This window comes from Kutzneria sp. 744 (assembly GCF_000568255.1).
Taxonomy (GTDB): Bacteria; Actinomycetota; Actinomycetes; order Mycobacteriales; family Pseudonocardiaceae; genus Kutzneria.
Genome location: NZ_KK037166.1, coordinates 10,309,000 through 10,330,442 on the forward strand (window position 1 = coordinate 10,309,000; position 21,443 = coordinate 10,330,442).

At 68.6% G+C, this 21,443-nt stretch carries 15 protein-coding genes; 8 read left to right on the forward strand and 7 right to left on the reverse strand.

Annotated features, from left to right (window positions below; all coding sequences use genetic code 11):
- Positions 1 to 4: 4 nt before the first annotated feature.
- Positions 5 to 373, forward strand: a complete 369-nt coding sequence (locus tag KUTG_RS46895) for a winged helix-turn-helix transcriptional regulator (protein ID WP_043726391.1) — start codon at positions 5 to 7, stop codon at positions 371 to 373.
- A gap of 18 nt (positions 374 to 391) precedes the next feature.
- Here KUTG_RS46895 and KUTG_RS46900 read toward each other — a convergent pair whose 3' ends face one another.
- Positions 392 to 2,929: an excinuclease ABC subunit UvrA gene (locus KUTG_RS46900; protein WP_052396259.1), complete on the reverse strand. Its 2,538-nt coding sequence runs from the start codon at positions 2,927 to 2,929 to the stop codon at positions 392 to 394.
- A gap of 205 nt (positions 2,930 to 3,134) precedes the next feature.
- On the opposite strand from KUTG_RS46900, the gene KUTG_RS46905 reads away from it, so the two are divergent.
- Together KUTG_RS46905 and KUTG_RS46910 are read left to right on the forward strand one after the other, a co-directional pair.
- Positions 3,135 to 3,545, forward strand: a complete 411-nt coding sequence (locus tag KUTG_RS46905) for a hypothetical protein (protein ID WP_052396260.1) — start codon at positions 3,135 to 3,137, stop codon at positions 3,543 to 3,545.
- Between the two features lie 142 nt (positions 3,546 to 3,687).
- Positions 3,688 to 4,128: an ATP-binding protein gene (locus tag KUTG_RS46910; RefSeq protein WP_198047586.1), complete on the forward strand. Its 441-nt coding sequence runs from the start codon at positions 3,688 to 3,690 to the stop codon at positions 4,126 to 4,128.
- Positions 4,129 to 4,343: 215 nt separating this feature from the next.
- Here KUTG_RS46910 and KUTG_RS46915 read toward each other — a convergent pair whose 3' ends face one another.
- The gene (locus KUTG_RS46915) at positions 4,344 to 4,661 is read right to left on the reverse strand and encodes a MerR family transcriptional regulator (protein WP_043733181.1); all 318 of its coding nucleotides are present in this window, start codon (positions 4,659 to 4,661) and stop codon (positions 4,344 to 4,346) included.
- 1,259 nt (positions 4,662 to 5,920) lie between these two features.
- Between KUTG_RS46915 and KUTG_RS57425 the strand changes: the two genes are divergently transcribed.
- The 4 genes from KUTG_RS57425 to KUTG_RS46935 all read left to right on the forward strand — a co-directional run bounded on the left by KUTG_RS57425 (position 5,921) and on the right by KUTG_RS46935 (position 9,153).
- Positions 5,921 to 6,325 carry an amidohydrolase family protein gene (locus tag KUTG_RS57425; RefSeq protein ID WP_255361057.1) on the forward strand — a complete coding sequence of 135 codons (405 nt, stop codon included), beginning with the start codon at positions 5,921 to 5,923 and terminating at the stop codon, positions 6,323 to 6,325.
- Between the two features lie 376 nt (positions 6,326 to 6,701).
- Positions 6,702 to 7,061 carry a LacI family DNA-binding transcriptional regulator gene (locus tag KUTG_RS66820; RefSeq protein ID WP_198047587.1) on the forward strand — a complete coding sequence of 120 codons (360 nt, stop codon included), beginning with the start codon at positions 6,702 to 6,704 and terminating at the stop codon, positions 7,059 to 7,061.
- Positions 7,062 to 7,390: 329 nt separating this feature from the next.
- A complete protein-coding gene (locus KUTG_RS46930) occupies positions 7,391 to 7,957 on the forward strand; it encodes a substrate-binding domain-containing protein (RefSeq protein WP_052396263.1) in 567 nt (188 codons plus the stop codon).
- 167 nt (positions 7,958 to 8,124) lie between these two features.
- Entirely contained in the window at positions 8,125 to 9,153 is a 1,029-nt protein-coding gene (locus KUTG_RS46935; protein ID WP_043726396.1) for a LacI family DNA-binding transcriptional regulator, read from the forward strand.
- A 66-nt stretch (positions 9,154 to 9,219) separates the two neighbouring features.
- On the opposite strand, the gene KUTG_RS46940 is transcribed toward KUTG_RS46935, so the two are convergent.
- The 5 genes from KUTG_RS46940 to KUTG_RS64755 all read right to left on the reverse strand — a co-directional run bounded on the left by KUTG_RS46940 (position 9,220) and on the right by KUTG_RS64755 (position 17,721).
- Complete coding sequence (locus KUTG_RS46940; protein WP_232241551.1) at positions 9,220 to 10,545, reverse strand: arabinofuranosidase catalytic domain-containing protein; 1,326 nt, start codon at positions 10,543 to 10,545, stop codon at positions 9,220 to 9,222.
- 533 nt (positions 10,546 to 11,078) lie between these two features.
- Positions 11,079 to 11,813: a GH12 family glycosyl hydrolase domain-containing protein gene (locus tag KUTG_RS46945; protein ID WP_043726398.1), complete on the reverse strand. Its 735-nt coding sequence runs from the start codon at positions 11,811 to 11,813 to the stop codon at positions 11,079 to 11,081.
- A 222-nt stretch (positions 11,814 to 12,035) separates the two neighbouring features.
- Positions 12,036 to 14,126 (reverse strand): RICIN domain-containing protein, encoded by a 2,091-nt coding sequence (locus KUTG_RS66825; protein ID WP_052396264.1) that lies wholly within the window; start codon positions 14,124 to 14,126, stop codon positions 12,036 to 12,038.
- A 324-nt stretch (positions 14,127 to 14,450) separates the two neighbouring features.
- Entirely contained in the window at positions 14,451 to 15,584 is a 1,134-nt protein-coding gene (locus KUTG_RS46955; protein WP_043726399.1) for a GH12 family glycosyl hydrolase domain-containing protein, read from the reverse strand.
- Positions 15,585 to 15,738: 154 nt separating this feature from the next.
- Positions 15,739 to 17,721, reverse strand: coding sequence for a glycoside hydrolase family 6 protein (locus tag KUTG_RS64755; protein WP_157495284.1), 1,983 nt, complete (start codon positions 17,719 to 17,721; stop codon positions 15,739 to 15,741).
- Positions 17,722 to 18,280: 559 nt separating this feature from the next.
- Between KUTG_RS64755 and KUTG_RS46965 the strand changes: the two genes are divergently transcribed.
- The gene (locus tag KUTG_RS46965; RefSeq protein WP_043726401.1) at positions 18,281 to 21,394 is read left to right on the forward strand and encodes a glycosyl hydrolase 115 family protein; all 3,114 of its coding nucleotides are present in this window, start codon (positions 18,281 to 18,283) and stop codon (positions 21,392 to 21,394) included.
- Positions 21,395 to 21,443 lie beyond the last annotated feature (49 nt).

A 21,443-nucleotide genomic window follows, 5' to 3' on the forward strand; every position in this document is an offset into this window, starting at 1 on the left:
GCCGATGTCTCACCCGCCCGAGTTCGACATCTTCACGGTGACCTGCCCGTCGCGAACGTCGTTGGCCCGTATCGCGAACAAGCGGACGGCCATGGTGGTGGCCGCGCTCGGCGACGACACGCTGCGCTTCACCGAACTTCGCGCCGCGGTCGCGGGGATCAGCAACAAGGTTCTGACGGTGACGCTGCGGCACCTGGAGCGTGACGGGCTGGTCGCCAGGCACGTGCACGACGAAGTGCCGCCGCGGGTCGACTACGAGCTGACCGAACTCGGGCGTACGTTGCGTGCGCCGCTGGAGGAGTTGGGCCGCTGGGCCGACGAGCACATGGAGCGGGTGCTCGCGGCGCGGGAGAGCTACGACGCCCGCCTTTGACGTTGCGGTGTCGACGACTCATTGCTGCTCCTTGGCGCCGGCGAGGTGACTGCGCAGGTAGCGGCCGGTCACGCTGTCGGCGACGTGGGTGATCTGGTCGGGCGTGCCGGTCGCGACGATCCGACCGCCGTCCGCGCCGCCGCCAGGTCCCATGTCGATGACATGGTCGGCGTTGGCGATCATGTCGAGGTCGTGTTCGATGACCACGACGGTGCCCCCGTTGTCGCACAGGCGCTGGAGCACGTCGAGCAAGGTCCGCACGTCCAGCGGGTGCAGGCCGACACTGGGTTCGTCGAAGACGAAGAGGGTGTCCGCCTGGTCGCGGTGGAGTTCGGACGCGAGCTTGAGGCGTTGCGCCTCGCCGCCCGACAGCGCGGGCGTGGCTTCGCCGAGCGTGAGATACCCCAGGCCCAGGTCGATGAGCGCCTGCAGCCGGGTGCGGACGCGGCGGATGTCGCCGATCCGGTCCAGCGCCTGCGTGACCGTCAGCGCGAGCACCTCGGGAAGCGCGAGGTCGTCGGCCGGGCGGCGGATGTCGCCGGCCGCCGGCGCGTACCGGGAACCGTCGCATTCGGGACAGACGATGTCGACGTCGGGCAGGAACTGGACGTCGAGCGAAACCTGGCCGGCGCCTTCGCAGCGTGGGCATTTCAGCGAGCCCGTGTTGTAGGAGAAGTCACCGGCCGTCAGGCCGAGCTCGCGGGCTCGCGGGGTCTGGGCGTAGGCGCGGCGAAGATCGTCGAGGACCCCGCTGTAGGTGGCGACGGTGGAGCGCACGTTGACGCCGATCGGGGTGGCGTCGACGACGTTCACGCGCGTGATCCGTCCCGCGTCGAGCTCGTGGACGTGGGACGGCAGCGCCGTGGCGGCGATCCGGGCGGTCAGCCCGGGCACCAGGCTGTCGAGGACGAGCGTGGTCTTGCCCGATCCGGAGACTCCGGTGACGGCGGTGAGCCGGCCGGCCGGCAACGCCAGATCGACGGCGTGCACGGTGTGCAGCGGCCCGGTCGAGAGCCGCACCTTGCCGTGGGCGAACATCTCGTCCGCGCGCGCCCGTTTCCGCACCACGACCGGTTCGCGCCCGGTGAGGAACCCGCCCATGAGGGACTCGGGCGCCCGCCCGATGGCCGCCACGGTGCCGGTGGCGACGATGCGGCCGCCACCGGCGCCCGCGCCCGGGCCGATCTCGATCACCCAGTCCGCCTCGCGGACGACCTGGACGTCGTGGTCGACGAGCACCACGGAGTTGCCTTCGTCCAACAGGTCCCGCACGACGCCGAGCAGTCCGTCCACATTGGATGGATGGAGTCCGACGGAGGGTTCGTCCAGCACGTAGAGCACACCGGTGGTGCGGTTGCGGACCGCGCGGGCGAGCTGGATGCGTTGTCGTTCGCCGGTGGACAGGGTCGAGCCGGCCCGATCGAGGCTCAGGTAGCCGAGGCCGAGGTCGACCAGCCGCCGCGCGTTCTGCGCCAGCTCGGCGAGAATGTTCTCCGCCATCCGGGTCATCGACGCGGGCAACGCGGGAACCACGCCGGGAGCCCAGGCGAGGACCTCGGTCAGCGTCTTCGCGGTGGCCTCGGCGAGGTTGATGCCGTCGACGAGCGTGGACCGGACCTGTTCGCTCAACCGGGTGCCGTGACAGGCCGGGCACACCTGGACGCTGAGGAACCGGTTGACCCGGTTGAGGCCGCGCTCGCTGGTGGCGTTGTCCAGGGCCTCCAGCACCGCCTGACGGGCGTTGCGGTAGGTGAAGTTCAGCTCGAAGAGCTTGCCGTTCTTCGATGGCACGGTGATGTGCCGCTTCTCCGCGGGCCCGTGCATGACGATGTCCCGCTCGCGGTCGGTGAGTTCCGCGTACGGCACGTCCGCGCGGACGCCGAACTCGGCGACCACCTGCGGCATGACTGTCAGGCCGAACATCGACCACGGCGCCACCGCCCCGTCGCTGATCGACAGCGTCGGGTCGGGGACGAGCGCGGCCTCGTCCACCTCCCGCACCGCACCCGTGCCGGTGCAGCGGGGGCACGCGCCGTCGGAGTTGAAGGCCATCGACTCCGCGCCCGGAGGGGCGAACTCCACCCCGCACTCCGGGCACGTCAGCGTCAGACCGAGCGCGACGTCGATGGTCGGCGCCTGCCGGTGACCGTTGGGGCAGAGGTGCGAGCCCAGTCGGGAGAACAAGAGCCGCAGCACGTTCAGCAGCTCGGTCGACGTGCCGAACGTCGAGCGAACCCCGGGCACACCGGGCCGCTGCCGGAGGACCAGCGCGGCCGGCACGTGCTCGACGCTGTCGACCGACGCGCGGGCCGCCTGCGACAGCCGCCGGCGGGTGTACGTCGAGAGCGCCTCCACGTACCGCCGTGACCCCTCCGCGTACAGCACGCCGAGCGCGAGCGACGACTTTCCCGAGCCCGACACGCCGACGACGGCGACCATCTGTCGCAAGGGGACGGACACGTCGACGTCCTGGAGATTGTGGACGCGGGCGCCGCGTACCTCGATCGAGGCTGGATCGGTGCGCCGGCCGGCACGGGGCTTCACGGGGTCGGTCAAGGCGCTCCTCGAAATGCCGGGTGCTGGTCGTGCGCTCAGCGTCGCATCCGAGCGTCGGTTACCTCAACGTAACCGACGGAGCCTGCCGCGACGGGCTGTCCGCCGCGCGCACATGATCAGAGTCGCGGGCGGACGGACCGGAGATGAGCAAGGCTGCACATGCGAGCGGCGAGAGCCGGACGGACGAGAACTGACGGTGGGACAGATGAACACTGGTGATCTGACGCGGACCGCGCTGGCGGGCATCCGGATCTTCAACGGCGTGGTGGGGCTGTTCGCGGCCCGGCGGATGGCCGCGCAGCTCGGCGGCGAGCTGGGGGAGGACAAGCGGTTCGTCTATCCGGCGCGGATGTTCGGGGTGCGGACGATCGTGCTGGGGCTCGATCTGCTGACGTTGCGCGCGGGTGACGCGTCCGCCCGTCGAGTCCTGTCCCAGGCCGTGTTGATTCACGCCTCCGACACCGCGGCGGCGGCGTATGCCGGATGGCGGGGCGAGCTCCCGGCCAAGGCCGCGAAGTTCACCACGGCCATCTCAGCGGTGAACACCGCGCTGGCCGTCGTGTCGCTGGCCACCTACCGGCGCGCTCCTCAGGTTCCGTCCGGACGCGCCGACTGAGCCGTGCTGACCGAACGCCGGAGGCCAGGAACGTCACGCTGCTCAGGTCCAGCACCACCGGCTCCGACTGCGCCGGGATAGTTCCGGGGTTGGCTGGGCACACTGTCACGGTGAGGTTCGCCGAGCGGAGGTGGGGGAACGGGTGGACGATCCCGGTAGCTTGCCGACCGATCCCGTGGGAACGGCCCTGCACCTGCGTGCGGTGCCGGCAGTCGCCGAGCAGGCCGGGGCGGTCCGAGCGGCGGTGCTGCGCTGGGCCCGGGCGGTGTGCCGGTCGCGGGAGATCGTCGACGACATCGGACTGGCGGTGTACGAGGCGATGGCCAACGTCATCGACCACGCGTATCCCGCCGGCGCCACACACCGGGTGTTCGACCTGTACGCCGACCGCGAGGCGGACATCCTGACCGTCGTCGTCGCCGATCACGGTCGGTGGAAGCCCCGAGAGCCGGACTCGGCCCCGTCGTGGCGGGGGCGCGGGTTGCTGATGATCGAGAAGCTGGCCGCCGAGGTCGAGTTGTGTCGCAACGCCTCGGGCACACTGGTGCGAATGCGCTGGCCGTGTCCGCAGTCAACGGCCTGAGCCGACCGGGGCCGGCTGGACCATGGTCGACCGCCCGGCACCGGAAACCACGCGGTGGCAGCGCCTGGCCGACGGAGAGCCGCCGGACGAGTCGCTTCAGCCGGCGACGCCGTCGGCCTGAGCGACTCGGGATGACCTGCCGGCCCTGGCACGGCCGTGTCCGGCCAGGTCATCCACACGGTTCGCTCGCTCCGCTCGTGCCGGCGCCCGGCCGGTCAGATCTGGTCGCGGAGCTCGGTGTTGAGGCGTTGGGCTTCGTTGAGTTGGTCCTCGAGGGTCACGATGCGGCAGGCGGCGTCGAGGGCGGTGCCCTGGTCGACCAGTTCCCGCACGCGGGCGGCGATACGCAGCTGGTAACGGGAGTAGCGGCGGTGGCCGCCGTCGGACCGCTGCGGGTTGATCAGTTTCGCTTCGTCCAGGCTGCGCAGGAACCCGGCCGTGGTGCCGAGCATCGCCGCGGCGCGGCCCATGGTGTAGGCCGGGTAGTGCTCGTCGTCGAACATGTCCCCGGAATTGCGGGGTTCTGGAACCATCGACACCTCCACATCACGAGGGGCCCCGGCGCATGTCGCGCCGGGGCCCCAGGGGTTAGGGTTTCACCACCATCAACCGACCGTCAGATCGGTTCTCTGTTTCCGCGTGGCCCTCGTGTGAAGCCGAGCCCGCGGAGATCGCAACTGCGTGACCGGAGACCACCTTCCAATCCGATGGGACTGCGGCACCCGCGCGGCGAGACACAACCGGCGAGCGAGGCAACGGTGTGTGACCCTTCCCTTCTCCTCTGACTTTCCGACCTGCTTCAACTGCTGATGATGCTGCTACTGCTGGTCCTGCGTCTGCTTGCGCGTCCACCACCGGCCGAAACCCCTTGCATACTCCGGTTCCAGCACGTGATGGCGCTGGCCACCCGCCGGAACCCCGTTCACTGATCGGCTCCGGCGCACCTGACCGTCCTGCTGGCACTGCGTTTTCGACACTGCACTTTCGGTACCGCGTTTTCGACACTGCACTGCTGAACTTCGGTGCCCGCCGGGCCGGCGATCGACTCCGGCGGGCCCCGTCCTGCGTCATGCTCGCGGGTAGTTCGTCATCTCCCGCGTCCATCCCTCTTGCGTTCCTTGCTCGACCGCCGCCGGGATCCTGTGGTCGAAGCGATCCACCGACGCGATCCTTGGCCGGACGCCGAAGCCCCGTTCACTGATCGGCTCCGCCGTCATCGACCGTCCAGCACCTGCTTCACGGGTAGTTCGTCATCTCCCGTGCCTGACGGACGTTTTCTTCTCTTGTGATGAGGAGGACACTACACACGGCCAGGCGTGAATGTCTACCCCAGCCACCATAGATTTTCTGGCTTCGATGGCACGGGAGATCGCCCGTCTTGGCTAGCGGGCGAGTTTCCGCAGGTGAGCGCCCGGTGGGGGACTGGCTGGCGTCGCTCGATCGGGCGTCGCCCAACCCTGGTGACGACCTTGTCGAGCCGGTCCGACTGCGAGTGATGGCGGAGCGGCGGTGCTCGTCCTCCTCGTGCCCACTCGGCTGCGCCGCTAGGACGGCTGGTTCGTGCGCAGCTCGTCAAGGCCGCTGACGAGGAGTCCCAGTCCGAAGGTGAACTCGTCCTGCCGGGACACCGGCAACCGGCTACCTGCCCGACGCCACGGACTTCCGGCTCGCCCGCGACCTTGAGCTGCCGGCGTTCGCACACGTCGACAACGACTGGTTCGGTCGCGCCGTCGAAGGGCTGGAGACCGAGGGCCCGCTCGGGCCGTGGATCACCTACATCCACTGCCTCGGCCTGGACACCTCGACCTGGCACACCATCGCCCGGACCGGCGGCAAGGTCTCGATCTCGTGCCTGATCGAGCAGACCCTGGGCATGGGGCGGCCGGCCATCCAGGCCGCCATCGACCACGCCGTTGCGACCGGTCCGAGCGCCGACGCGGTCAGCCTCGGCGCCGTCGACCTGTTCTCGCAGATGCGGACGGCGTTCGCCTTGCAGCGGGGCAGCCTGCACCAGGCCGAGGCGAGCGCCCCGGTCTCGGCCCGCGAGATCCTCCGCATGGCCACCCTCGGCGGAGTCGAAGCCGCCCATGTCGACGACATGGTCGGATCGCTGACCCCGGGCAGGAAGGCCGGTGTCGTCGTTCTCAACGGGCGAACCCTCAACGTCGGGCCGGAATGCGCGTCGTTCACGCCGTGACATTCGTCGAAATGTTGTCGAACACCGACGTGCGTGACTAGCCTTGGTGTCAATTCGCGCACTCTCCCGGAGAACCCGAATGACCGCCCTGCCAGCTGTGTCCCATTTGACGCCGACTTCCACCACGTTTGCCGAGCATGCGGGGCGGTCGAGGCCAGCCGGTTCGCCGGATACGGAAATGTAAACATTTACAACGGACATCGGTGGTTCGATTCACCCCTGTCTCCTTCGGTGGCAGTCGATCGACATTGTGTGATCCACGGCGTCGATTGTCTCGATTATGGCCCGGTGGCTCGGCCGTCGGTCGGACGCTCGATTCGAGCGGCGGCGTGAGCGCGTAGGTCGCGAGGCGCGCGCTCTGGTGAGGAGTGTCTTGATGGTCGCACCCGACCGTCAGCCGACGCTGGCTGACGTGGCTCGGTGGGCCGGCGTTTCCGTGGCGACAGCGTCACGGGTGCTCAACCGGTCGGCGCCGGTGAACGGGGACACCGCGGCTCGCGTCGAGCGGGCCGTGGCCGAACTGGGCTACGTGCGCCAGCGGTCGCCGCACCTCGTGCGCGGGCACAGCGGCGCGGTGTCGGTGGTCGTGTTCGACGACATGCTGCGATACCAGGAAGATGGAACAACCGATCACGGTTCATTTTTTCAGGCAATAGCACAAGGCCTAGTCAATACGAGGCCCTCCTCCTGCGATATTGCGCAGATGAGAACATTTATGTCGCCATCCAAAAAATAACTAAACATTCAGTCTCGTGGAAATTAAACATCTGTACGGCCGGGTAGTGCCAATTTTTATAACGAACACAGGGCTTCACCAGCCTTGTGAGGTAAATCCGCAGTTTCATTTTGCGAACAAACCGAGGATATCATCTTCATACACCATTAGGCAGTTGGCCTTTCTTGTAGTGATGCTACGCTCATCGAGCCCATGTGAACCTAGTCTAGCAATAGGGAGAACTAACGAGACGAGGGTCTCGAGACCTCTACTACCTTGTTTGTCGAGCTTGCGAAACGTTTTCACTATGATCTGTACGGCACCCTCACGTCGCGACATAAAAGGCACTCATGGTCCGATTCTGTCACATTCCGTCGGCCCGGCCCGCCGCGGCCGGACTGTCCTGTGTGGACGCGGACAACACGGGTGGGGCCCGGCAGGCCGTGTCGTACCTGATCTCGTCGGGCCGACGGGCCATCGCCACGATAGCGGGACCGAGCAACATGATCGTGGCCGACGACCGCCTGGCCGGCTATCGCAGCGCGTTGGCGGAGGGAGGTCTGGCGCCGGACGGGATCGTCTGCCGTGGGGACTTCACCGTCGAGTCGGGCGAGCACGCCATGTTGCGCTTGCTGGATCGACATCCAGCGCTCGACGCCGTGTTCGCGGCCTCGGACCTGATGGCCTTCGGCGCGCTGCGCGCACTGCGCCGGCTGGGCGTGCGCGTGCCGGACCAGGTGGCCGTCATCGGGTTCGACGACGCCACACTGGCCAGGCACACGACGCCGCGGCTGACCACTGTCCGACAGCCGGTCGAGGAGATGGGAGCGCGGTCGGTCGCCGAACTGCTTGCCGCCGACGGACGGTGCCGGACGGTTGTCCTGCCGACCAGCCTGGTGCTGCGCGAATCGACATGACTCCACCGGCCTGGCGCTGCCCTGTGGCGGACATCCGGTCGCTTCTGAAACTTTCATGGCCTGTGCCTGGGTTCGGTCACCTCCTGGTTGACGGACATTGCCGCCACAAGTTCCATCCTGTGACACCGGGGTAACGGTGTGTGTGCTGTTGTGACCAGGAGGTGGCTGTGACCACGGTGCCGACTTCGGGCGAGCGTCCGACACTGGCGGACGTGGCGCGCACGGCCGGCGTCTCGCCCGCTACCGCGTCCCGTGTGCTCAACGGGTTCCACCAGGTTCGGCCGGAGACCCGGCGACAGGTCGAGAACGCGATGGCGGAACTGGGCTACGCGCGACGCCGGTCGACACGCGACAGTGAACCGGAGCGCACCGGCTCGATCGCGTTCATCGTGTGCGAGGAGGGCTCCCGCGTGTTCTCCGACCCGTTCTTCGCGCGCGTGCTGTGGGGCGCCAGCCGCGAGCTGGCGCCGACCGGGTTGCAGTTGGTGCTGCTCATGCTTCGCTCGCCCCAGGACTACCAGTCCGCCGCCGTGCGCTATCTGCGAGGCGGCAGCGTCGATGGCGCGCTGTTGGTCAGCATGCACGGGCGTTGTCCCATCGACCTGGCGGACGTGTCCGTGCCGGTGATGTTCTGCGGTTGTCCGATCGGCCCGGACGCCGAGAACCTGTGCTATGTGGACGCGGACAACCGCGGCGGCGCCGAGCGTGCCGTGCGGTACCTGATCGAATCCGGGCGACGGACGATCGCGACGATCGCCGGTCCCGGGGACATGGCCGTCGGAGTGGACCGCCTCGCCGGCTACCGGGCCGCGCTGCTGGACGTCGGCCGGTTCGATCCCCGGCTGATCGCCTACGGCGACTTCGGCCAGTCCTCCGGCGACCATGCCGTGCAACTGCTGCTGAACCGGCAGCCCGACGTGGACGCGATCTTCTGCGCCTCCGACCTGATGGCCGCCGGGGCGTTACGCGCGTTACGCCGGCATGGCCGGCGGGTGCCCCAGGACATCGCCGTCGTCGGTTTCGACGACTCGCCGATCGCCCGGCAGACCGAACCCCAGCTCACCACCGTGCGCCAGCCGATCGAGGACATGGGCGGCCTGATGGTCAGGGAACTGCTCACACTGATCCAGACGCCGGCCCCGCACCGCCGCCGAGCGGTCCTGGACACGCGACTCGTGGTCCGTGAGTCGGCCTGACCGCACATAGTCACGTGCCGGGGCGCGATAAACGCTGCCCCGGCACGCACCTGCGGCAAGCCTCGCTTACCCCAGGGTCCACTGCTGGTTGCTGCCCCCGTTGCAGCTCCACAGCTCGGCCAGCGCCCCGTCGGCGGTGGACGCGCCCGTCACGTCCAGACAGAGCCCCGACTGCGCGCCGGTGACCGTGCCGTCGGAGTTGACGTTCCACTGCTGGTTGGCCTGCCCGTTGCAGGACCAGGTCACGACCTTGGTTCCGGCCGTGGCGCCCTGGCCGTACGCGTCCAGGCACAACGTCGTGCCGCCGAGCGCGACCGTCAGCTGGTTGGACGACGTCCGCGTCCAGTTCTGGGCGGCCTGGCCGTTGCAGGTGTAGATCTGCGTCTGGGTGCCCAGGGTCGTGGTCCCGTTCGGCACGTCCAGGCACTTGCCCGCGCCGACCGCGTGCAGCGGGCCGCTGCTCGCGCCGGTGCCGCCGGCGCCGTAACCGGCCGCGGTGATGTTGGCCTGCACCGCGTTCTCGGTGGCGTCGGACGGGTAGCCGGACGTCATCACACCTTCGTAGAAGGTGCCGGCGGAGCCCTTGCTGTTGTCACCGCCGATGCCGAGGATGATCGCGCCCTCCTTGTGCATCGGGTTGTAGCCCGAGACGTTCGGCCGCTGTCCACTGTAGAACGTCGACAGACCGCCGGATTGGGCGTTGCCGCCGCGGATGGCCCACTGGTTCGGCTCTCCCTTGACGATGGCGGTCAGGTAGCGGTGGTTGACGCTCGGGTCGTTGGCGTTGTACCCGGCGTTCACCCCGGAGAACAGCCCGTTCTCCAGGTCGGCCATCACCCAGGGACCGTTGCCGGCGCCGTAGCCCCAGACCTTGATGTTGCCGAAGTAGATGGCCTCCATGTGCCCGTTGCCGGTGTCGTTGCTGCTGGTTTCCGCGTTGCCGTAGTCGAAGCAGCAGCCGCCGTTGAAGTGGGTGCCGTCAAGGATGGCGTACATGCCCTCCGGCTGGTCGCCGGTCGCGATGCCCGAGGTGTGGTTGTTCCGGTAGCCGGTGCCGGCGGCCACGTAGACACCGTAGGCCTTGTGCCCGTTGAGGGTTGTGGGTGCGGCGGTGGCGTTGGCCAGGTTGTCCGGCCCGCCGGCGGCGCCGCCCGCGGGCGCCTGGGTGAGGTTGTTGCCCTTGCCGGACTGGTCGTAGATGATCGTGATGAGACACGTCGTGTTGGCGCAGAAGGAGTCCTGCGCGGCGGCGTCGGCGTATCCGCCGGCGCTGGTCACGCCGATGTCCCTGGTCGCGTTGTCCGACGAGCGCCTGACCTGGTAGAGGCTGCCCGAGTACGAGCCGGAGAGCGCCCGGGTGGTGATGGGACGATCACCCAGCGAACCTAGCAGTCGAGATTGATCAGAGTGCCAGACGGTTCTAGGCAGCTTATCCCGCCGCGAGTCCGATTTAGCATCGCTGGGGTTTTGCGGGAACCTATACTGTCGCTGATTGGTAGAAGCCCGCAGGGTGCCTCCTAAGGATCAGATGGAGTAAGCGTACGTTTACAGTGATCAATCGTGTGATCGACCACGGGGGCCCTCTTCTCTGGCCAACGTCTTGCGTAAAACACATACGAGCAGATCAATTGCATCCGTTATAAAGATTAATCAATTCACCGGTGACGGCCGCGAGCAGTGCCGCGGCGCCCGCGGTCAGAAGCAGCCGCCCGGTGCGTGACTTCCACGGTCGTAAGGCCATATGTGAACTCCCTTGTTCATGGCGGGTGGTGCTTCGGTGCTCGGGAACCGCAGGGACTGTTAGCGCTAACATATTTGAGGGCGAAGGAGATGGCTCGGGATGGACTTCGGGGACCGTGCGTGGCGGCCATCACTATCGCCCCCAGATGGACGCGTCGTCAAGATGCGTCGAGGGGGCCGGCCGATCAGTTGTAGGCGACCCAGTAGCCGTTGGTCTGGAAGTTCATGCCACCGCTGGACGAGGTGATCTCCCAGCCGAACTGGACGTTGCCCAGGGTGACGTTGCCGATCCAATGTGCGCTGTTCTCCAGCCATCTCATGACGTCGAGGATGTTGACGGTCCCGGACGTCGAGCTGCCGGTGTTGAGGAAGGAGTAGACGTTGTTGGCTCCGTTCCATCCCTTGTAGACGTTCCAGTTGTAGCCGCCGAGCCACACGGTCGTCACGTAGGAGCCGATCGGCCCGACCGGTCCGGTCTGGTTGAGCCACAACATGATCTCGTTGGAGTTGGACGAGTCCCAGATGTCGTAGGTGGTCTCGTAGGCGCCGCCCGACGGCACCGAGACGGTGAAGCCCGAGGTTACCGAGTTCAGCGAGTTGATCGGCGTGCCGACCCATCTGGTGGCGTTCGGATAGGACTTCACGCCTCCGGTGTTGGGCTGGTTCGACCACACTCCCCAGTTGCTGTAGGAGTTCGCCCAGATCGACTGTGGGCCGGCCCCGTTGCCCCAGACGTCGTTGTACAGCGTGTAGCCGCCGTTGCTCCACGACGCCCACTGGTCGGAGGAGCCCCAGGTTGCGGCGTAGGCGGGTGTGGCGGCCACGGTCAGGGCCAGGCAGGCGGTGAGCAACGCGGCCGCCGGCGCGATGACTGTTCGCTTCAGTCCGGTGAACCGGCGCTTGAGCAGGGTGTGAGACATGAGGATTCCTCTACGTTGAGGTATGGGTGAAGCGCTTCGAATCATCGGCACGAAGTTCCCCTCACGTCAAGGCTTTCGACGCCCGTTCGACGCGCGGAAGGTCTGTCGGTGAGCAGCCGCAGGCGTTCGACGTGTTTCGACGGAAGCGTGCGACCGACGCGCGACAGTCCGGCGTGCGGTCAGTGCGCACGCCGGACCGGGGAGTTCCGCGTCGTGAGTTCGCTACGCGGGGGCGACCCGCCACTGTTGGTTGCTCTGGCCGTTGCAGCTCCACAGCTCGACCGGAGTGCCGTTGGTGGTGCCGGCCCCGGTCACGTCGAGGCACAGTCCTGATTGGACGCCGGTGATGGTGCCGTTGGGGTTGACGTTCCACTGCTGGTTGGCCTGGCCGTTGCAGGTCCAGGTGACGACCTTCGTGCCGGACGTGGTTCCCTGGCCGTACGCGTCAAGGCAGAGCTGGCTGCTTCCGCTGTACACCGCGAGCTGGTTGCCCGAGGTGTGGGTCCAGCCCTGGTTGGCCGCGCCGTCGCAGTCCCAGATCTGGACCTGGCTGCCCGGCGTCGTGCTGCTCCCGTTGACGTCCAGGCACTTGCCGGACGCGGCGGAGGCGACGCTCCCGGGCGCGGTGGCACCGCCCGGACGCTTGAACAGACCGAACTCGGCGATGGTCGGCGTGGACCGGGAACCGGTGATACGCAACCGAACCCGATCGGTGGTGACCGGCGAGGACAGGCGGATGAGCTTCTTCTGGCCGATGGTGGTGTCGTTGGCGATCTGGTTCCAGGAGCTGCCGTTCCACGCGTCCACGGCATAGGACTCGACGCGCTGGCCGACGTGCAGGTCCTCCTGTGCCGAGATGACGTCGAACGTCTGTGTGCCGGGCAGCGTCAGCACCAGCGCGCCGGTGGCGCCGGTGGGCTGCCACGAGGTGTCCAGGTTGCCGTCCAGGGTCAGGTTCGGGGCGTGGCCCGTGGTGTTCGAGGTGCCGCCGTCGTCGGCCGCGGTGGCGCCGCCGGCGAGATTGACGCCGAACGTCCCGGTGATCCTGGCGTTGAGCTGGGACAGCACGGTCACCGCCGACTGGTCGAATACGCCCTGGCGGTTCGGCGGGACGTCCAGCAGGAAGTTGCAGTTGCGCCCCACCGAGTTGTAGTACATGTCCTCCAGGTCCGGCACGCTGCGCCAGGTGTCACCGGGCTGCCAGAACCAGTTGTGGTTGGCCGAGAGCGTGCCGTTGCACTCGGGAGGAGACCAGCGCAGCAGGTTCCAGGCGCTGGTCCCGTCCTGCTTGCGTTGGGACAGCAGGCCGTCGCTGCCCAGATCGGGCGCGGCGTAGCCGCCGGGCGGATTGATGATGGTGTCGGCGGCGGTCGCCGCGTTGCCGTTGTAGGGCACGACCGACCACTCGGACTGGCGGGCGTAGCCGTTCTCGTTGCCGACCCAGCGGATGTCCGGCCCGCCGTCGTTCTCGATCGACGCGGTGGGTTGCAGCGCGCGGACGATCTGGATCCAGTCGCTGAAGTTGTACGGCTGGTTGCGGCCGGTCGGGTTGGCGCCGTCCAGCCACAGCTCGTCGATGCTGCCGTAGCGGGACATCAGTTCGTAGAGCGTGTTCTCGTAGTAGGCGTTGTAGTCGTCGGAGTTGAGGTGGAACGTGATGCCGTTGACGACCTCGGAGGGGTCGCTGGGAATGGTCACCGGCCGGGACGGGCTGCCGTTGGCGAACTTGCCGCCGGGCTGGTTCTCGTGCAGGTCGGCCGGCGACAGGTAGATGCCCGCTTTCAGGCCGTCGCGGTGCATGGAGTCGGTGAAGTTCTTCACCGCGTCGCCCTGGCCGCCCTGCCAGGCGTGGTCCGACGCGACGCCGAACGAGGAGTACTTCGAGGGGAACAGCAGGAAGCCGTCGTGGTGCTTGGCGGTCAGGACGGCGCCCTTGAACCCGGCGTCCTTCAGCGAGGTCGCCCACTGGTCGGTGTTCAGCCCGGTGGGCTGGAAGATGTTCGGGTCCTCGGTGCCGGTGCCCCACTCCCGGCCGTCGAAGGTGTTCACACCGAAGTGGATGAACGCCATCCGCTCGGCCCGTTCCCAGGCCAGCTGCCGGGCCGACGGCACGACGTTCGCCGCGTTCGCGACGATCGTGCCGGGGGAGTCCGACGGCGCCACGGCGACGACCTCGGCCGGCGTGGCCGCGCCGGCGGTGGTGGCCGCGAACACGGTGACCACCGCCAGAGCGATGCCGACCAGGCCGGCCAGCCCGGTGCGCTGAGGAACCAGCAGTCGTGACGTGGATCTGCGTTGATCGGCCAGGTGCATCGATGACCCTCCCTGCCGCTGCGAGTCGCCGTCGGGTCGACCTGTGCGTCGACGCGCGGCCTCGAATCGAAGCGATTCGATTCGGACGCTAGGGTCGAGGGTGTCGGCGGTCAAAGAGTCGCGTTGACGGCAGGGAAGGCCGAATTCCGGTGCGCCGGAGGCGGTCCACCGTCGATCGGTTGTCCTGCCTGCTCGCCGGGCCGGCGGGCGGCCGCGGCGGTGTCGGGCCGGGCCCACGTCGGTGACATGTAACTTTCGAACGAACGGACGGGTCCGGCCGTGATGCGTCGGCCGGACCCGTCGAATGCACGTCGACTCGATTCGTCAGCTTGCCGTGCAGACCGGCGTCGGCGCCGGGTTGGCGCCCGAATAGCCGGCCTGGAACCCGAAGGAGGTGGCGCCGCCCGGGGCGATCGCGCCGTTGTACCCGGCGTTCGTCACGGTTTCGCTGGAACCGCTGTGGCTCTCGGTCGCGTTCCAGACGTTGCTGATCTGCTGGTTGCCACCCCAGGACCAGGTCACCTTCCAGCCGTGGGTGGGCGCCGTCCCGGTGTTCGTGACGGTCACGTCGGCGGTGAAGCCGGTGGCCCACTGGTTGCCCACGGTGTAGGCCACCGAGCATCCACTGCCACCGCCGGTGCCGCCACCACCGCCACCGCCGCCGCCACCACCGTTGCTGCCGGGGGTGGCGTTGAAGGAGAAGCTGGTGGTGGCCAGGCCCTGGCCGCCCTGCCAGACCTCGAAGCCGGCCTCGGCGTCGATCAGGTAGTGCGAGGGGTTGAGCGAGCCGCGCGCGACCGCGTCGTTGACCAGCGCCTTGATGTCAAGGTTGTCGAACGAGGTGCCGCCGGAGCCGAGCGTGTAGGAGATGATCTTCCACGAGGACTGCTGCCCGGTCCAGACGTTCCAGTTGTGGCCCGCGGCGTTGGACGTGCCGGTCTGCGAGCCGAACGGCTGCACGCCACCCCGGCTGTTGAGCCAGATCATCATCTCGGTGCCGTCGGGCTGGCCGCTGGTGGTGGGGGTGGAGTTGAACCAGATGTCGTAGGCGACGTCGTAGGCCCCGGAGCCGGGCTGCACGGTGCTCCAGGACGACACCGCGCTGCCGAGGTTGCTCACCTGGATCGGCAGGCCGCTGTTGGCCGTGCACATGCCCCAGTGGCAGCCCTTGTAGATGGACGGGTAGGTGGCCGGGGCGCCGTTGGTCGGCAGGTTGAAGTTGGCCTGGCTCACCGACCACGCGGTGCCGCCGGAGTAGTCGAGGCACTGCTGGGTCGACGAGTTCCACTCGTTGGCCTGGATGATGTAGTCCCCGGCCGAGATCGTGCCGCTGCCGGAACAGGTGGAGGTGGCGGCCGCCGCGGTCGGCGCGCCGACCGCCACCGCGATCGCTGAGGCGGCCAGCGTCAACGCCGCGGCGGCCACGGCCGCGCGGAGCCTGGTGAAGCGTAGGAACATCAGGTGTCACCTTTTTCGGAAGTCCGCCGCACTCGGGCGGCGGCAGCGCTCCCGGCCCAAGCCGGACCGGGAAGTGCCTGTGGCGCAGGGGGTCTGGTACGCGTCACGGTGGCGGCCGTGACGATGCGGGCGGCCTGGCGGGGCCTCCCGCCGGTCAGCTCGCCGAGCAGGTCAGCGTCGGGCTCGTGTTCGTTCCGCTGTAGCCGGCCTGGAAGCCGAACGAGGTGTTGGCCCCCGGGGCGAGCGCGCCGTTGTAGGCCGCGTTCGACACGGTCTCGTGCTGGCCGCTGTGCGACTCGGTCGCGTTCCAGGCGTTGGTGATCTGCTGGTTGCCCGGCCACGTCCAGGTGACCTGCCACGACCGGACGGCCGAGGCGCCGGTGTTGGTCACCGTCACGGTCGCCGTGAAGCCGGTGTCCCAGGAGCTGCCGACCGTGTACGTGGCGGAGCAGCCCCCGCCACCGCCACCGGTGGACGAGGTGACCGTCCACGTGAACGACGCCGAGCCGGCGACGGCGCTGGAGTCCCGGGCCGTCACGGTCACCGTCGAGACGCCGGCGGTCGTGGGCGTGCCGGAGATGCGACCGGTCGTGGCGTCGATCGACAGGCCGGCCGGCAGTCCGGTGGCGCTGTAGGTCAGCGTGCCGCCGGCGGTGTCGGTCGCGGAGATCTGAAGGCTGGCAACGGTGTTCACGGTGCTGGTCTGGCTGCCCGGGTTGGTCACCGTGACCGAGCCGGTGCCGGTGCCGGAGATCAGCGACGGGTAGGCGTTGGTCACCAGCTGCTGGAACTGGGCGCCGAACCACTGGCCGGCCGGGACGTCGTAGCCGGGGATCGAGCCGGTCGGGTAGGTGCCGCCGTTGCCGTCGGAGTTGGTGCCGGCGGGGTCGCAGTGCGGATCGCCGTGGCTGTGCGAGGCGGTCGGGTAGTCGCCGTCGGACTCACCCGGCGGCTTGATCCAGACGAAGCCGATGATCGGGTCGGCCGCCCCGTAGGGCTGGACGGTGGGCGCCGCGCCCAGGCCCGCGCCGTTCTGGTTGCACCAGTCGCCACGGAAGGACCGCTGGTCGGTCTTGTTGGCCGCGACGTAGGCGTCCGGCGTGGTCGGCGAGGAGTTGAGCGAGGTCGGCCGGTTCGGCCCGCCCCAGCCGTTGCGTGAGGTGTCGATGAGGATGCCGATGGTCGCGGGGAAGCCCTGGGCCACCAGCTGCGAGTACATCGCCTCGTCGTAGCTCTTCTCGTCGAAGTACGGGTTCCACTGGTAGAACTTCGCCGAGTCCAGAGGCTGGCCGCCCACCTGCAGTGTGGAGTTCGGCAGGAACGGCTCGGTGGTCGGCGTGTAGTTGGCGGTGTCGGAGATGAAGCCGTCCACGCTGGCGAAACCGGCGGTCGTCGCCTTGGCCACCTTGGCGAACTCCTGCGCGGCCGGCGGCATGTTGCTCGACCAGCCCAGCCACGCCGAATGCGCGATGTCCACGTAGTTGTAGACGTTGGCGATCGCGTGCAGCTTGTTCAGCGCGTACTCGACGCCCGCCTCGTAGTACGGGGCGGCGGTGGCGCAGGCCGGCTTGCTCGCGTTGGTGACGGCGTTGGGCAGCGAGTCCGGCTCGATGACGGCGACGATGCGCTCGTCGGCGTACTTCGAGTCGGCCAGGATCGCCGCGATCGGGTCGATGTACTGGGTCTCGTAGGTCGTCAGGCCGGCGGCGGTCGGCGGCACCTCGCCGTTGGAGGCCAGCGCGGCGCAGTCGCGTCCGGGCAGGTCGTAGATGACCACCTCGACCGTGATCGGCGTGCTGCCCTGCCGCTGGGCCAGCGCCTGGTCGAGGTGCCACTGCAGGCCGTGGTGGACGCCGTCGCCGGTGATCGCGGCGATCTTGTCCATCCACACCGCGGTCGGGTCGTTCGCGACCTTGTCCTCGGCCGTGGCCAGCGCCGGGTTCGTGCCCCGGTCGGCGGCGGCTTGGCCGTTGACCTCGGCGGCGTAGTCCGGGCTCGCGTACTGGGTGGCGCCTACGTACGGGTTGGCCACGTGTGTGGCCGCGTGCGCCGCGGTCACCGTCAGCGGCGAGAGCACCGACGCGGCGACGGCCAGCGACACCGCGCCGGCGCGTAGCGCCTGGATGGTTCGGGACACTCGGTCCTCACTCCTTGAAGACGTCCGCCACGGTGTCCGGGACGGAGGTGCGGAAGGGGCTACCGACCGTGAGGACGGCTGGTCGGAGAGTTGGCCGCCGCGATTGAGAAGTCAACGGACTGAATTCTCCGACGGTGGCTCGCGAGGTCAGCGCCGGTTTCGCGCTGAAAGATTCCCGTTTCGCACTGAAATATTTCAGGGCCGGGCGCCGCGTTCCACCGACGAGCGACGAGCGCGTCAGCCTCCTGGCCTCGTCGGGTCCCACGTCCTCGTCGCGGCGCCGGGGACGGCTGGTCGGGTGAACGGAGTATCGAAAAATGTTTCGCAGGAAGCGAGCTTGACTCGGCTGACCCCGCCTTCTACCGTCGAATTCGCGATCCGACGGCCTGATCAGGAGAACGTTTTCGACACCGAGGTTCTCCCCGTGGAGGCGGGCCTTGTGCGGGGGTCGTCGCCAAGCCTTGGATCCTTCGGCGGGCTGACCGCACGCCTGGCGTGCCGTGGCGGCTCTGGCTGCTCGCCCGAACCCGCTCCAGCCGCTGATCTCCGGAGGACGACGATGACCTCACCGGCCGAACTGGCCAGACGGAACTTCCTGCGACTGCTCGGAATCCTCGCCGCGGGCGCGGCGACCGCGCGGGCCGGGACGGCGTTCGCCGCGCCCGGCTACGTGTCCGACCGGGCCGGCACGGGCAGTTTTCCCTTGGTGTCGGGCGGGAAGGCCACCGCGCTGGTCGTCAGCGGCAGCGATCATCCCGGCGTGCTCCGGGTGGCCGGCGACCTGCAGGCGGACCTCGAACGCGTCACCGGGATCCGGCCGGCCCTGCACGTCGACGAGATGCCGACGGCCTCGCAGCTGGTGCTGATCGGGTCGATCGACCGCAGCCCGCTCGTCCGCGACCTGGTGTCCGCCGGCCGCCTCGACGTGACCGGGATCGCCGGCAAGTGGGAGACCTCGCTGACCGAGGTCGTGGCCGATCCGCGTCCCGGAGTGGCGCGGGCTTTGGTGATCACCGGCAGCGACCAGCGGGGCGCCATCTTCGGCGCTTACGACATCTCCCGGCTGATCGGCGTTTCGCCCTGGCACTTCTGGGACGACGTCCCCGTGGCACATCAGGACGAGCTGCACGTGCAGGCCGGCCGACACAGCCTGGGCACGCCGTTCGTGAAGTACCGGGGGCTGTTCATCAACGACGAGAACCCGGCGCTGGGCACGTGGGCGCCGGCGTTCTTCGGTCCCGGGCTGGCGCCCGGGCACGCCGACGGCTTCAACCACAAGTTCTACGAGCAGGTCTTCGAGACCATGCTGCGGCTGCGGGCGAACTACCTGTGGCCGGCGGTGTGGGGCCGTGCCTTCGCCGAGGACGACCCCGCCAACCACGCGACCGCCACCCGGTACGGCATTGTCATGGGCACCTCGCACGAGGCGCCGATGCTGCGCGGCATCGAGGAATGGAACCGGCACGCCGTGGCCGCGGTGCGGGACGCCGACGGCAAGATCGTGACGCCGGGGCACGACGCGTACGGCGGCACGGGGGAGTGGAGCTACCGCCGCAACCCGGACGCGCTGAGGGCGTACTGGACCGACGGCATCCGGCGCATGGTCGACCAGAGCATCGACGGTGTCGTCACGGTCGGGATGCGCGGCAACGGCGACACCGCGCTGCCCGACGGCGACAGCAAGGACCTGATGCAGGAGATCATCGCCGCACAGCGCGCGATCCTGGCCGAGGAGACCGGAAAGGACCCGGCGACCACGCCGCAGGTGTGGACGCTCTACAAGGAGGTTCTGCGGTACTGGCAGCAGGGGCTGCGGCCGCCGGACGACGTGACCGTGGTGTTCCCCGACGACAACTGGGGGAACATGTGCAAGCTGCCCGACCCCACGCTGCCGCCGCGAGCCGGCGGTTACGGCCTGTACTACCACTTCGACTACGTCGGCGCCGCCCGCTGCTACAAGTGGGTGGACACCAGCCTGATCGCCAACGCCTGGGAGCAGCTGAACCAGGCCGCCGGGTACGGCGTCAACCGGCTGTGGGTGGCCAATGTCGGCGACATGAAGGGCAACGAGCTGCCGTTGCAGTTCTTTCTCGACCAGGCCTGGAACCCCTTCCCGGCGGAGCAGCTGTCCGCCTGGGAGCAGGAGTACGCCCGGCAGAGCTTCGGTGAGCGGACCGCCGCCGACATCGCCGGAGTGCTGCACACGTACGGGATGCTCCAGTCCCGGCGCAAGCCGGAGCTGCTCAACCGGAAGATCACCATCGTCCCGGGCAAGGACCCGGCGACCGACCGGTCCGCGATCGTCTACGACGACCAGGCCAGCCCGTTCAGCCTGGTCGACTACCAGGAGCTCGACCGGGTCACCGAGCAGTGGCGGCAGCTGGCGGATCGCGCCGAGCGGATCGCGGGCGAGCTTCCCGCGAGCTACCAGGACGCCTACTACGAGCTGGTGCTCTACCAGGTCACGGCGAGCGCGAACCTGTATGCGTTGCGGCGGGCGGAATTCACCAACATCCTCTACGCCGCGCAGGGCAGGACCTCGGCCAATGACCTGGCGGCCACCGCGCAGGCCCGTTTCGCCGACGATCTCGCGCTGGCCGACAAGTTCAACGCGACGATCGCCGGCGGGAAGTGGAAAGGCTTCCAGACACAGCCGCACATCGATTACGGCGATGTGGCCCGCTACGGCCAGGACGCGTCCTGGCAACAGCCGCAGCGCGACAACGCCGCTATCGCCGACGTCATCTTCCCCGCCGTGTGGCGGGTCACGCCGTCCGAGGCCGCCGAACTAGGCGTCGCCATCGACGGCTCGGACCGTTGGTGGCCGGCGGAGTCGACGACACCGGTGCTGCCCGAGTTCAGCCCGTACCAGTCGCAACCCGTGCAGTACATCGACGTGTTCAACCGCGGCACGACGGCATTCGACTACACGATCACGCCCGGTGCGTCGTGGCTTCAGGCGCAGCCGGCGCGTGGGCGGGTCGACAAGCAGGTGCGCGTGACGTTGCGGGTCGACTGGTCCAAGGCGCCCCAGGGCACGACGCAGGTGCCGATCGTGGTCAGCGGTGCGGGCCGCAGCGTGACCGTGCACGCCGTTGTCGCCAACCGATCGCTTCCTTCGAGGTGGCGCAACGGTTTCGTGGAGGCGAATGGCTACGTGTCCATGGAGGCGGAGCATTGCACCGCTCAGGTGGGCACGGCGGCGGTGTCGTGGCGGCGCGTCCCGGACCTCGGCCGCACCGGGTCGGGGATGAAGCCTTTCCCCGTCGCCGCGGCCTCCCAAGTGCCGGGGCAGGGTCCGCGGCTGGAGTACCGGATGACGCTGTTCACCGCGGGAACCCTGACGGTGTGGGCCTATCTCTCGCCGCGGAGCAACGTGCTCGCCTCGCCGGGCCTGCGCTACGCGTTAGCCTTCGACGACGCGCAGCCGCAGGTCGTCGACATCATCAAGGCAACAGGCGCCGACTCCACCGCGATGAACCGCCAGTGGGAGTGGACCATCTCCGACAACGTCAACCTCACCGACACGAAGCACACCGTCACCGGACCCGGCGCCCACGTGCTGAAGTTCTGGATGGTGGACCCGACCGTGGTGCTGCAGAAGCTGGTGGTGGACACCGGCGGCCTGCGGCCGAGCTACCTCGGTCCGCCCGAGAGCCACCGAATCCCCTGAGGCACGACAAAGCGCCCTCCCCGTGCGGGGAGGGGCGCTTCGTCGGTTG

Bases quoted from the DNA above. Each gene is read 5' to 3' on its own strand.
- KUTG_RS46945 (WP_043726398.1), bottom strand. From the start codon at position 11,813: ATGTCTCACACCCTGCTCAAGCGCCGGTTCACCGGACTGAAGCGAACA.
- KUTG_RS46955 (WP_043726399.1), bottom strand. From the start codon at position 15,584: ATGTTCCTACGCTTCACCAGGCTCCGCGCGGCCGTGGCCGCCGCGGCG.
- KUTG_RS46915 (WP_043733181.1), bottom strand. From the start codon at position 4,661: ATGGTTCCAGAACCCCGCAATTCCGGGGACATGTTCGACGACGAGCAC.
- KUTG_RS46905 (WP_052396260.1), top strand. From the start codon at position 3,135: ATGAACACTGGTGATCTGACGCGGACCGCGCTGGCGGGCATCCGGATC.
- KUTG_RS66825 (WP_052396264.1), bottom strand. From the start codon at position 14,126: ATGCACCTGGCCGATCAACGCAGATCCACGTCACGACTGCTGGTTCCT.
- KUTG_RS46895 (WP_043726391.1), top strand. From the start codon at position 5: ATGTCTCACCCGCCCGAGTTCGACATCTTCACGGTGACCTGCCCGTCG.
- KUTG_RS46965 (WP_043726401.1), top strand. From the start codon at position 18,281: ATGACCTCACCGGCCGAACTGGCCAGACGGAACTTCCTGCGACTGCTC.
- KUTG_RS66820 (WP_198047587.1), top strand. From the start codon at position 6,702: ATGGTCGCACCCGACCGTCAGCCGACGCTGGCTGACGTGGCTCGGTGG.
- KUTG_RS46930 (WP_052396263.1), top strand. From the start codon at position 7,391: ATGGTCCGATTCTGTCACATTCCGTCGGCCCGGCCCGCCGCGGCCGGA.